The sequence below is a fragment of the Cohnella sp. OV330 genome (assembly GCF_900112065.1).
GTDB lineage: Bacteria > Bacillota > Bacilli > Paenibacillales > Paenibacillaceae > Cohnella.
This window is the reverse complement of record NZ_FOKE01000005.1, coordinates 392,640-405,419: the sequence shown is the minus strand read 5'-3', so window position 1 is coordinate 405,419 and position 12,780 is coordinate 392,640. Positions and strand designations below refer to the sequence as shown.

The following is a 12,780-nucleotide window of genomic DNA, read 5'->3' as shown; positions in this document are numbered from 1 at the left end:
CCGCGAGCGCTACAGCCATTTTTTTCGCTTGTAGAACCACCAGAGCGATCCTGCGATCGCCACCATGATCAGCAGCACGGCGGGATAGCCGTATTTCCAACGCAGTTCGGGCATATCTTGGAAGTTCATGCCGTACAAGCCGACGACGAAGGTCAGGGGGAGGAAGATGGAGCTGACGATCGTGAGCGTCTTCATGATCTCGTTCATCCGATCCGACTTCATGCCCAGCTGCAGCTCGAGAAGGCCGGACAGCGATTCGCGGAAGCCGTCGATCGAGTCGAGCACGCGCGAGACGTGATCGTAGATGTCGATGAAGTACACGTCCGCTTCGGCTCTGGTATAAGGGAACTGCTGATGCGTCAGCTGCGCGAGCGCCGCTTTTTCGTCGGCCATGATGCGCCTGACCGTATGCAGCTTCCGCTTGAGGCGAAAGACGTCGCCGGCGATCCTGACGTGCGGATTGCGGAAGATGGCCCGCTCGTGCTTGTCCAGCGCGTTTTCCACCTTGTCCGTCAGGTCAGCGTAGTCGTCGACGCAGCGGTCGAGGAGACGGTAGAGGAGGACGCCCGAAAAGGTCATGAACCGCTCCGGCGCGGCGCGGAAGTCTCGCTCTGCCGCGTCGACCGAGCTCGCGGATTGCGGCGCGACCGTGATGACGTAGTTGGGACCGATGACATGCTCCGTCTCGATTGTCGTCAAGTCCTGCCCGACCTCGAAGAACGTGAGGAGCAGATGCTTGTCGTAACGGTCGAGCTTGGGGCGCTGGTTCAGCTTGACGCAGTCCTCGACGATGAGCGGGTGACAGCAGAACACGTCCCGCAGCACGCGCTCGATCTCCTCCTGCGAGGCGGCGATCAGCGGCACCCAGGCGACTTCGCCTTCGCATGGCACCCGGACTTCGGTCTCTTCGACGCGCCGCGTCGATTCATTATATAGAAGCATTTGAGTCATGATTGGCGCTCCTTTCATGGTCTTAGCATACACTACAAAAAATCTTTTAAAAAATTGCGCAAAGGTACTTGCGATTCCGCTAATCGTGTTATATAATCATTTTTGTCGCCTGAGAGGGAACACGATAAACAAAGCGAATCGGTGCTATTGCGGCCCGTTGGTCAAGCGGTTAAGACACCTCCCTTTCACGGAGGTAACGGGGGTTCGATTCCCCCACGGGTCACCAACTTTAGTACGAGCCATTAGCTCAGTTGGTAGAGCACCTGACTTTTAATCAGGGTGTCGAAGGTTCGAGTCCATCATGGCTCACCACCTTCGCTTCGCAGGATCGGATTCACGCAAGAACGAAGCTTGAAGAAGTTCCCCGGCACTGCCGCTTGGAGAACAGCAACACTTTTAATATGCGGTCGTGGCGGAATGGCAGACGCACCAGCTTGAGGGGCTGGCGGTAGCAATACCGTGGAGGTTCGAGTCCTCTCGACCGCACCATAACTTAAATGACGTGATCCCTTAGCGATAAGGGATTTTTTTATTGCCACGAAATGCGTTTCAAGCGCGTGCCTTTTCGGCCAGCGAAGCAAAGCCCCGGCGAACAATCACGCCGCCTCCAAAGGCGGTATTTTTTTATCCAATCGGTCAAACGCGAGCGAAAAGCAGAAAACAATTGACACTTTCCTAAAAATCAAATATGTTATCAATAAATTGGTCAGACAACTTACTAATTCAACGAGATAGGAGATACCGTTTCTTGCTTAAACCTTTAAAGCGGCAAAAGCTGCACGAGTCGATTTCGGAGGAAGTCCTGAAGTACATCGCGGACCACGGCCTAAGTCAAGGGGATCGCCTGCCGCCCGAGCGGTTCTTTTGCGAGCAGCTTCAAATCAGCAGGGCCTCGTTCCGGGAAGCCATGAAGAAGCTCGAGGGCTACGGCATGATCGAGATCAAGCCCGGCAGCGGCATGTATCTTCGAGCCGAGAAAACGATTCTCGGGGAAATCGCCGATCTGAAGCTGCGCGTCTCGAACGAGAAAAGGTCGCTGCTGGAAATATTGGATCTGCGGGAAATGATGGAGCAGTACGCCATCGAACAGATCGTGAGCCAAGGTCAAAGCGCTTGCCTGGAACAATTGGAAGCCATTATCGCGGAGTACGACCGGAAACGGGAGCAGGGAGAGATTCCCCGGCATGAGGACTACCTGTTTCATAAAACCTTATATGAATGCGCTAACAATCGGCTTCTGCTGAAGCTGTTCCAATCGATCGAGGATCTGGAAAATCTGTGGTCCGCGCAAGTCATCGACGCCGTCGACGCGCCGATCTTCGGCAGAGAGACGGAGCCGCTGCATCGGCAGATTCTCGAGGCGATGAAGAACGGCGACGTCAAATCCGCGAAGCGCTTCATGCGCAAGCACTTCGAGATTCTTCGCTCGGACTTGGACCGGTTGGACGAAAAGCTGTTCCAATAACCGATTGGACTTATCATTAAACGACTGGCAGGTGGCCTATCATCTCACACATGGACGATTGCCTCGAATTGCTGCATAACCCGCCGGCTGAAGCGAAGGGCTTCACGCGTTGGTGGTGGTACGGCGCGGCCGTAACGAAGGAAGAGATCCGCCGCGAGCTTGGCTTTATGCAAGCGGCGGGGCTGGGCGGGGTCGAGATCCAGATCACGTATCCCCTCCAGGAGGATTCCGAAGCGCAGGGCATTAAAAACCGCGCTTATTACTCGCCCGAATTTATGGAAATTCTCGATTATACGCTAACGACTGCAGAACAACTGGGGCTTTTCGTCGATATCACGCTCTGCTCCGGTTGGCCGTTCGGCGGCCCGTTCGTCCCGTACGACATGGCGCCGGAAATCTTGATTCCTTACCAAATCGATGTCATGGGTCCTTCCGAATACGAGCAGGACTTCACGACGATCCTGCCCGGCGAGCCGATCAAAGCCGTCATGGGCAAGTTCGAGAACGGCGCGCTGCTCCCGGATACGCTTCAGGATATTACGGACCATCTGGGCACGACCTGGCTGCACGGCTGGCAGTGGGGCCACTGCATGAACAAGGTGAGCATCCCGGAAGGGCATTGGAAGATCTACGTCTTTATTACGAATATGTACAAACAGCAGGTGGGCATACCCGCACCGGGGATGGAAGGCTACGCAATCGACCATTGCCGCAAGGACGTATCCGACTTCTATTTCGCGCAATTGGGCGACCCCCTGTTGGAACGGCTGGGGAAAGGACGCATTCGGGCCTTCTTCTGCGATTCGATCGAGCTCGGCGGCAACAACTGGACGTCGATATTACCACAGGAATTCGCGGCGCGCAGAGGTTACGAGCTGACGCCGTTTATGCCGGCACTCTGGGGGAACATCGGCGAGATCACGGCGGATATCCGCTATGACTACTACAAGACGTTTTCGGAATTAACGATCGATAACTTCTTCCGCAACTTTACCGAATGGAGCCATGCCAGGGGCGTCAAAACCAGAATCCAGGCGCACGGCACTTGGGGCGATATTCTGCAGGCCTACGCGGCTGCCGACTATCCGGAGGGCGAAACGTTCGGCGCGAACGACAAGTACGAGGTGAACACGGTGCATCGCAGGCTGGCATCGTCCGCCGGACATGTATATGGTCGGTCCGTAATCACGAACGAAACGTTCACCTGGCTCCGTTCGCCGCGTTTCATGGAGACGCTGGAGATGATGAAAGCGGCGGTCGATGCGGTTTTTCTCGACGGCATCAATCAAATCGTCAATCACGGCTATTCCTATTCGCCGGAATCGGCAGGGAAGCCGGGCTGGGCCTTTTATGCTTCCTCCTTTATTTCTCATAACAATACGTGGTGGGAATATTACCCGATTCTATCCTCGTACATCCATACGGTGTCCGCGTACCTGCAAGCCGGGGAGAGCTATGCGGAGGTCGGGATCTATTTGCCGCAGGCCGACATTTGGTCCGCCATGCCGCTGGCCGAGCTGCATATGGCGATGAAGCTGGAGGCGCATATCGGTAAAAGCCTGGTCAATCGCGTGCAAAAATCGGGCTATTATTTCGATTTTCTCAACGACGAAGCCATTACGCAGCTGTCTCGCATGACTGCCTCGGGACTGCAGCTGGGCGCAAGCCGCTACAAGGTATTGATCCTGCCCTACGTCACCCGTCTGCCGATCGATACGGCCGACAAGCTCTTGGCGTACGTATCCGAAGGCGGCACGTTGATCGCCGTCACGGAGCGTCCCCGCACGGCGCCGGGCTATAAGGATAGAGAGGCGAACAACAGGCGTCTCGACACGCTCACGACAGACCTGTTCGATCGTAAGGACGGGATCTGGAAGACGGTCGGGAAGGGAAAGACGATCGTCATCGAGAACGAGGACCAGCTGGTAACGCGGCTTAGAGAATCCGAGACCCCCGACGTCGAGATCGAATCGTTAGGGGATGCGAGCGGCTCGAACCTGGCTGCGGAGACGATCGGTTATGTGCACCGGATTCATCGGGACGGCCATGTGTACTTTGTGGCGAACGTAAGCGGCGAAGCGCAGCAGGCGTGCGTTCGCTTCAAATACGGAGGCCGATCCGCGACCGTGCTGGATCCGATGACGCGCCGGACGCTGCGGCGCATCCAGCTTCCGCCGGAGAGCGAGACAGCGAGCCTTGCGCTCGCGTTCGAGCCGTTCCAGTCCCTGCTGGTCGTGTTCGGCGAAGCGCTCGCGGATGAGACCGGCGCCGCGGACAACGGGGAACTGCCGGAAGCGCGGCAGCACACCCGGCCCATGGACATCTCGGATCGCTGGACGCTGCGGATTCCCGAAGCCGACTTCGAGCAAGCGCTGGAGCAGCTGCAAACCTGGGAGCGGTTCGCGGACGTGCGATATTACTGCGGCAGCGCTTTTTACGAGAAAAAGGTAACGATCCCCGCGATCCGGCCGGATCAGCGCGTTTGGCTGCAGCTGGAGGACGTCCGCGAGGTGGCGGAGGTGTTCGTGAACGGCCGCAGCGCCGGCGTGCTCTGGAAAGCGCCAAGACGCCTGGACGTTACGGATTGGCTCGCTGAAGGCGAAAATGCGCTGAGCATCAAGGTCACGAACGTATGGATCAACCGTATGCTCGATCCGGCGCTGCAGGAGCCGAAGCCAAGCAGTCCGCTGTCGGAAAACTGGCCTTATTTTACCGAAAAGATCAAGCAAATCCGCGACAGACGCCTGTACGGCCATAAAGAAAGACAGCAGGTTCAATCGCCGCTGCCCGCCGGCCTTTCCGGGAAAGCGACGCTGCAAATCGTAACGCCGGAGCGAACCAACCTCGGGGAGGGGGAAGCGCCGTGCGAGGACTAAAGGGGAAGACGGCCGTCGTGACCGGCGGCGCGCAGGGGCTGGGAAAAGCGATCGCCCGGCGCCTGAGCGAGGAAGGCTGCAAAGTATGGATCTTCGATCTGAAGCGGGACGGCGAAGAAACGGCGACAAGCATCCAGCAAGCGACGGGAAACCCCGTCTACTTTGTCCAGGCGGATATCGCGGTCGAGCAGCAGATCGAGGCTGCCTTCCGTCGCGTGGCCGAAGTGTCGGACGGCGTCGACATTCTGGTCAACAATGCGGCCCGCTTCATATTGAAAGGCATCGATGCGACGTCGCAGGAATGGAGAGCCATTTTGGACGTCAACGTCATCGGGACCTCGCTCGTTACCCAGCATTGCTTGCCGCTCATGAAGAAGACGGGCGCGGGCTCCATCGTTAATTTATCTTCCGTCAGCGGCTTTGTCGGGCAAAGCAGCTTTGCGACGTACAATGCGACCAAATTCGCGATTCGCGGATTAACGAAATGCTGGGCGATCGACTTGAGCCCCTTCCATATTCGCGTCAACAGCGTCTGCCCGGGCTATATCCGAACCGAGGCGTTCGAAAACAGCTGCGTCCAGCTCGGGATCGATCCGGAAGAGGAAAATGCGCGCATTTCGCAGCTTCATATTCTGGGCCGGCAAGGAACGGCGGAAGAGGTGTCGGGCGTCGTCGCTTTTGTCGCGTCGGACGACGCTTCCTTCATCACCGGCGAAGACTTGATGGTCGACGGCGGGTATCTGGCTAAGTAGCCATGACAGACGGGAGAAGTGGAAGCATGCAGGCATTAATCTATCAGGGACCGGAAAAGCTGACGCTTGAAGAAGTCGACATGCCAAGCATCGGACCCGATGAAGTGCTCGTCAGGGTAGAAAGCGTCGGCATCTGCGGCAGCGAATTGGAGGGCTATCTGGGCCACAGCAGCGTTCGCGTGCCGCCGCTGGTCATGGGGCATGAGTTTTGCGGGCGAGTCGTCGCCCTGGGCGATCAGGTCCGCGGGCTAGCGCCGGAGGACAAAGTCGTCGTCAATCCGCTGATCGCTTGCGGTACTTGCGCGAGCTGCCGCCGGGGCGCGTACAACATCTGCCGCAACCGCAAGATTATCGGTATCCATCGGCCCGGCGCTTTTGCGGCGTACGTCGCGGTGCCTTACGAGAACGCGATTCGGGTACCGCAGGACACGGATGCTTCCCTGGCTTCGCTGGCCGAACCGTTAGCCGTAGCCATTCATGCGATCAAGCTGGGTTTTAAGCCGCTGGACGATCTGCTCGTTTACGGCGCCGGACCCATCGGACTGCTATGCGTGGCAGCCGCCCGGCAGATGGGAGCCGGCAACATCGTCGTACTCGACCTTCAGCCGGCCAGGCTGGCGCACGCTGAAAAGTTAGGCGCGATCGGTCTCTCACCGCGGGAGATCGAGGATCGGCGCGAAGCGCTCTTCCCGCAAGGGATCCCGGTCGCGATCGATTGCGTCGGCGTGCAGGCGACGAGAGAGCAAGCGATGAACCTGGTGGATCCCGGCGGCGCGGTCATTATGGTGGGGTTGGGCCAAGGAAAATCGGAGCTGCCCATGAATCATCTGGTGAGGCAAGAGATCTCGCTGATCGGCGCCTATACGTATTCCCGCGAAGATTTTCGGCAAGCCGTCGCGCTTTTGACGCGGGGCGACATCGCCATCGAAGGGTGGACGGAGACGCGTTCTTTGGACGAAGGTCCCGCTGCTTTTCAAGAGCTGGCGGAAGGCATTAGCCGATTTTCCAAAATCTTTTTGAAGCCCCGAACCCAATGAGCGCCGCAGGTACGCAACCCGGCTCCGACGTGATAGAATGGGCGCAATTCCATACGAACCGCCCGGTGAAGCGAGCTTGGGAGGAGATGCGGCGACATGCGGTTTTGGAACAGTCTGCACACGAAGTTTTTCCTGACGTATTCCCTCATCGTGGTCGCGATCATTCTATTGGTCTGCATGCCGATGTACGTCTACTTGAAGAACAATATCGAGAAGAACACGATCTCCAGATTCGACGAGACGGCCTCGAAAATCAAGGATCGGCTGGACGAGCGCGTCAACCAGTTCGATGTCCTCAGCCAGCTGCTTTATTGGTCGTCGATCTCGAACGACAGTCCGGCTGTCAATTACCTGAACGGGCTTGCGAGCTCCCAGGATTTCTACGAGCGTTACCAGCTGAGGGGCGCGCTCAAAAGCTTCGTCACGATGCTGTCGACCGTGTATCCGGACGCCGTCAATATCCGTTTGTTCACGATGGAGGGCGATCTCATATCCGATAGCGAAGACGATCCCACCTCCGTCGGCCCGTACGGGCAATACGAGGAGCTGAAGCGGATCGCGGCCACCAACGGAGAGACGCTCTTGAGCTACGAGTCGCGCGATCCCTGGAATACGGCGAATGCCTACCCCGTATTCGTTTTCAGCCGCATGCTGCTGCCGTGGGAGACGAGAGCCGGCATGCTCGAGGTCATGGTCAAGGCGGACGAACTTGTGGACCTGGAGACGCTGCGCCAGATCAAAGGCGCGCAGCTGAACCTTTTTTTCGGGGACGCGATCATTTATTCGACCGATAGCGGCCAAAAGGGACTCACGCAGGCCCAGCGGCAGGAATACGGCCGTTTGAAGCAGCTGTCCTCCGGCGAAAAATATCCGTTCATGGCGAAGTCGTTCGGAGATAAGCAGTATGTTTTTTACAAATTAAACGATCCATCCGATTTTTCCGTCATGCTGACCGTTCCCAAAAAGGTCGTTTTCGCTTCCCTGGTCAATTTCCGCAACGTCGCGATCGCGGCCATGCTCCTTCTCATTCTGATCTCGGTCGCGCTGTTCTACATTTTATCCCGAATACTAACGCGTCCGCTCAAGCAGCTGAAAAGAACGATCGACCGGATCAGCCTGGACGAGAGCGGCGAGCAACTCAATATGGACAATAAATACGAGATGGACGAGATTCATCTGATCAACCGTTCCTTCCGCAACATGAGCGAGCGGCTCAAAAATTCGCTGGAAGATACCGTCCGGTTCCGAACGCTGCAGCTGCAGGCGCATTTCGATATGCTGCAAGCGCAGATCAACCCGCACTTCCTTTTTAATATGCTCGGGTTCATCCAGTCCAGCGCGGAGGATCGCAATCTGAACCAGGTGAGCGCGTTAAGTCAAAATCTGCTCGGCTTTTTCCGCTACTCGATCTCCACGCAATCCCCGATCATCACGCTGGAGAAGGAACTCGCGTTTACGATTCAGTATCTGGAGCTGATGAAAATCCGCTTCGTGGATAAACTCCGGTACCGAATCGAGGTGGACCCGATGCTGACCAATCTCGTCGTGCCCAAGCTGATCCTGCAGCCGCTCGTCGAGAACAGCATTCAGCATGGCTTCAACGAATCTACGAACAGCTTGGAAGTCGTCGTCAGCGCATATATCGAGTCCGCCCATTGGATCATCCAGATCGAGGACAACGGCGTCGGCATCACGGAGCAACGACTGGCCGCGGTCATCGCGAAGGTCGAAGACTATCTCAAGCAAATGCTCTCCAGCGCGGAAGGAGAAGGGATGTCCCAAGGCGGCATGGGCGTCGCCAATTCGATGGGCCGGCTGAAGTTCATGTTCAAGGACAACTTCGCGTACGAGATCGAAAATCGGGAGGACGTCTCTGGCGTTCGCATCCGGTTGCGGGGGCCTTTAAGACGGTAAGCCTGCTGCAGCCAAGTACTCGACTTTAGGAGGGATGCCTGTGCGCATCATGCTGGTAGACGACGATCCGTTCTCCATCGAAAAGCTCAGAGCGCGCATCCTGCAGCTTAGCGAACAGCTCGGCACCGTCTTCGAGATCGTCTCCGAATGCTACAGCGGACAATCCGCGTTGGAGCAAATGCCGCTGACGAATCCGGACACGGTGTTCACCGATATCCAGATGTCCGCCGTGAACGGCATCGAGCTGGCCAAGGCGATTCAGGTCCGCTCTCCTTCCGTTCACGTCGTCGTCATCAGCGCCTACCCGATGTTCGAATACGCGCGCGAAGCGATGAAGGCGAACGTGGTTGAATATTTGCTCAAGCCGGTCGATACGGCGGCGCTGCGGGAAGTGCTGCTCAAGCTGCTGGACATGAACCGGAACCACAGCTACAACAGGTCGAAGGAGATCCTGCACGGGATCCTGAGCGGGGCCCTTGAAGGCGTGCTCGAGAACGGCGCCGTCCAGGCGATCTTTCCTTTCAAGGGCTATCGGATGCTGCTCATCCAGAACGTCGAAGCGCTGTACGACGTCAGACTGCTGATGCCGAAGAGCGATGTCGACTTTGAGCCGATGCGCCGCGAGCTAAGCGAGCATATGGAAAAGCGGGAGCAATGCTGGTTCCTGCCGTCGGACGACCGCAAGTCGATCCTGTTGATCTTCGGATTGTTCGACCTGAATCCGGGCAGGTTCCCGCCGCTGCTTCAGGCGACCCAGCAGTGCTGCGCGCGCGAAGGCGTCCTCCCTACCATCGTCTATAGCGGCCCGTTCGAACGGCTCGAAGAGATCCGCGCCTTGCACAAGCGGCTCTTCATGGCGCTGTCCGAACGGATCGGCATCGGCAAGCCTCGCGCGGTCGCCCTGGAGGCCGAGTTCGCGGAGCCTGCCGCGCAGTTCTCCGCGACGGACGAGAAGCGCTTCGTCCTGCTGCTGCAGAAACGGGACGTGCCCGGCTTGAAGCGCTCGATCTCGGACTTGTTCGACAACTGGGAACAGCAAGACTGCACGAGCATGATCGCGGAGATCAATCTCAAGCGGATCGTTCACTTGTTCGAGCAGCAATACCGCACCTCGTCGGTGTCGCAATACAAAACGCTGGAGACGCGAATCGAGGAGCTCGTCGATACGTGCCGCACGTTCGGCGAGCTGAAGGAAGCGTTCTTCACGATGCTGGACAGCGCGTTCCAGTTCGCGGGCGAGGGCTCCGGGGACGGAGACGCCAGGCAATTGTTCGACAAGATCGAAATGTATATCTCCTCCAATATCGGCCAACCGCTCTCGCTGCAGACGCTAACGGACCATTTCCACGTTTCCCGGACGGTCATCTGCAACCTTTTTCGCGATTACAGCCATAAATCCTACGTCGAATATTTAACCTCGCTTCGGATGAAGATCGCCCAGGACCTAATGCGCGATTATCCGAAAATGCTGAACAAGGAAATCGCCGAGATCGTCGGCTATACGGATCAGAACTATTTCAGCCACGTGTTCAAGACGGTAACCGAGATGAGTCCGACGAAGTATCGCGAAAGCTTGAACCGGCCCGGCGAATAGCCGAATCCAATCGTTTTAAGAACGGCTCTGAATGATCGATTGCTATCGTCCGGGGCCGTTTTCGCATGCTTTAAAACCGTTCATATTTGAATACGCGGCAGGACGATTTTCTATTCCTCGCGGATGGAAGCGGTTCTACAATGAATCCAAACCATTTTAAAAAAGGCGGTATCCCCGATGAAGCTCAGCTTCCGCATTCTCGTTCCCCGATACGAATCGGAGGAAAAATTCAGGGAATTGCTCGACTTTTTAATGAAGCATCGCAACGCCGTCGACGAAATCATGTTATTCACCGAGTATTGGCATCAAGGCTACAATCCGCTCGACTGGTTCGGCGAGCTGTGCCGCATCATGAAGGATCGGCTGACGCGGCTGCGCGAGAGCGGCTTCAATAACGTGGGCATCAACATGCTGGCGACGCTCGGCCATTTCGACGAAGCGTGGGACTGGCTGCCCGCGGTCCCGTTTCAGGGAACCGTCGGGCGGGACGGTTTGACCTCCAAAAGCACGTTTTGCCCGAATTCGGAACCGTTCCGCGAATATATCGCCCGCAAGTACACGCTCGTCGCGGAAGCGGGGCCGTCGTTCGTCTGGGTCGATGACGACATTCGCATGTTCGGTCTCGGTTCGAGCGATTATGCCTGCTTTTGTCCGATATGCATCGACATCTATAACCGGAAGCATGGAACGGCGTACGCGCGCGAGCAATTGGTCGACGTATTGAACGCCCCGGACGGGGGCGAGACGCGGGAACGGTGGATACGGCAAAACGCCGAATCGATCGAACGGCTGCTCGCGCATATCGAAGAAGCGGTGCATCGCGTGGACGACAAGATCGAGCTCGGACTCATGACGGTCAGTCTCGGCATCTCGACGTATACGGGCGTGGACTATCCGGGCTGGTTCTCGGCGCTGAAGGCGGGCAGAGCCAGGCCCGGCGGCGGTTTCTTCGACGACGCCAAGCCGTTCGGACTCGTGCGCAAGGCGCATGAGGTCAACCGGCAGATCGCGCATTATCCCGAATTCGTGCGGGACATCCAGTACGAGCTGGAAAATTTCCCGTTCCATCGCTTGTCCAAGTCGGTTCGCATCACGCTCGAGGAATGCACGGCCGCCATCGTATCGGGGTGCAACGGCGTCGCCTTCGACGCGCTGAGGGGAGAGCTGGGCTCGCTGGAAGAATACCACGAGCTGATGGACGCGATCGAGGCGATCCGGCCCCGCTGGGCCGAGATCGAACGGATCGCGGGCGCATACGGGACGGGGGGCATGTATCCGGCGCTGTCCCCCCTCCACGAAGCGAAAAGAACGGTGGGCAACGGCAATTGGTTCGACAGCTTGTCGGTCGATAACAGCCTGAACTTCTATACGCTCAGCGAGATAGGCTTTCCTCTGTCCATGAACGAGGCGGAGGCCCGCGGCACGATTCTGAGCGAAAACGCGGCGGAAGGCTATACGACCGAGGAACTGCGGGAAATGCTCCGCGGCGGCGTATTGATGGACGGCAAATCGCTGGAGATCCTGACAGCCAGGGGACTTGGCGAATATTGCGGCGCAGAGATCGTGCGGACGTACGATAACGGCGTCACCGAGGTTCTGACGGGCGACCCGCTGAACGGAGACGACGCCGGCGAACAGCGCGACGTCCGGTTCTCGATGAAAAAAGGCATTGCTTACGAGCTGAAGCCGACAAGCGACAAGACGAGGGTGCTCAGCAGGCTCGCGAGCTATACGAAAGACGAGCTGGGTCCCGTGTCGACCGTATTCGAGAATGAATGGGGCGGCAGGGTCGCCGTTCAAGGGTATGCGCCGTGGCAGATGATTCACTCCGGCTTCAAGCGGAAGCAGCTGCTCCGCATCGGCGAATGGCTGTGCGGCGGCCATCTTCCCGCCTTCATCGACAAAACGCTGCGGGTCGTTCCGTTCGTCAAATATTCGGCGGACGAGAGCGGCTGGCTGATCCTGCTGCTGAACGCTTCGTACGACGAGACCGGGCCGTTCGAGGTTAAGCTGGGTTATCCGTTGGCTGCCGGCAAGGACATCTACGAGCTGCTGCCCGACGGCACGAGCGTCAAGCACCGGCAAGGCGGCGCGCCGACCGGCGAAGGGCGTCAGCCGACGGTGTCCGTAGACAATGTCGGCGTTTGGCAGAGCCGGATTTTCTATACGCAATAATACGATTTGCGGGGTG

At 57.7% G+C, this 12,780-nt stretch carries 8 protein-coding genes and 3 tRNA genes; 10 read left to right on the top strand and 1 reads right to left on the bottom strand.

The window, feature by feature from the left end:
* Positions 1-9: 9 nt before the first annotated feature.
* A complete protein-coding gene (gene corA / locus BM235_RS14545) occupies positions 10-951 on the bottom strand; it encodes a magnesium/cobalt transporter CorA (protein ID WP_090114388.1) in 942 nt (313 codons plus the stop codon).
* A gap of 151 nt (positions 952-1,102) precedes the next feature.
* Here corA and BM235_RS14540 point away from each other — a divergent pair.
* From BM235_RS14540 to BM235_RS14495, 10 genes are all read left to right on the top strand, one after another.
* Positions 1,103-1,177: transfer RNA gene (locus BM235_RS14540), tRNA-Glu, on the top strand.
* A 10-nt stretch (positions 1,178-1,187) separates the two neighbouring features.
* Positions 1,188-1,263, top strand: a tRNA-Lys gene (locus BM235_RS14535).
* A gap of 91 nt (positions 1,264-1,354) precedes the next feature.
* Positions 1,355-1,440 (top strand) — tRNA-Leu (locus BM235_RS14530).
* A 259-nt stretch (positions 1,441-1,699) separates the two neighbouring features.
* A complete protein-coding gene (locus tag BM235_RS14525; protein WP_158543842.1) occupies positions 1,700-2,416 on the top strand; it encodes a FadR/GntR family transcriptional regulator in 717 nt (238 codons plus the stop codon).
* A 68-nt stretch (positions 2,417-2,484) separates the two neighbouring features.
* Complete coding sequence (locus BM235_RS14520) at positions 2,485-5,292, top strand: glycosyl hydrolase (RefSeq protein ID WP_158543843.1); 2,808 nt, start codon at positions 2,485-2,487, stop codon at positions 5,290-5,292.
* A complete protein-coding gene (locus BM235_RS14515) occupies positions 5,280-6,044 on the top strand; it encodes an SDR family NAD(P)-dependent oxidoreductase (protein WP_158543844.1) in 765 nt (254 codons plus the stop codon). Before BM235_RS14520 ends, BM235_RS14515 begins: the two co-directional genes overlap by 13 nt.
* A 26-nt stretch (positions 6,045-6,070) precedes the next feature.
* Positions 6,071-7,081: a zinc-dependent alcohol dehydrogenase gene (locus tag BM235_RS14510; protein WP_158543845.1), complete on the top strand. Its 1,011-nt coding sequence runs from the start codon at positions 6,071-6,073 to the stop codon at positions 7,079-7,081.
* Positions 7,082-7,177: 96 nt separating this feature from the next.
* Entirely contained in the window at positions 7,178-8,995 is a 1,818-nt protein-coding gene (locus BM235_RS14505) for a sensor histidine kinase (protein ID WP_090114379.1), read from the top strand.
* Between the two features lie 49 nt (positions 8,996-9,044).
* The gene (locus tag BM235_RS14500) at positions 9,045-10,589 is read left to right on the top strand and encodes a response regulator transcription factor (protein WP_255374393.1); all 1,545 of its coding nucleotides are present in this window, start codon (positions 9,045-9,047) and stop codon (positions 10,587-10,589) included.
* 177 nt (positions 10,590-10,766) lie between these two features.
* Positions 10,767-12,764 carry a hypothetical protein gene (locus BM235_RS14495; protein WP_090114375.1) on the top strand — a complete coding sequence of 666 codons (1,998 nt, stop codon included), beginning with the start codon at positions 10,767-10,769 and terminating at the stop codon, positions 12,762-12,764.
* The last annotated feature ends 16 nt before the right edge of the window (positions 12,765-12,780 follow it).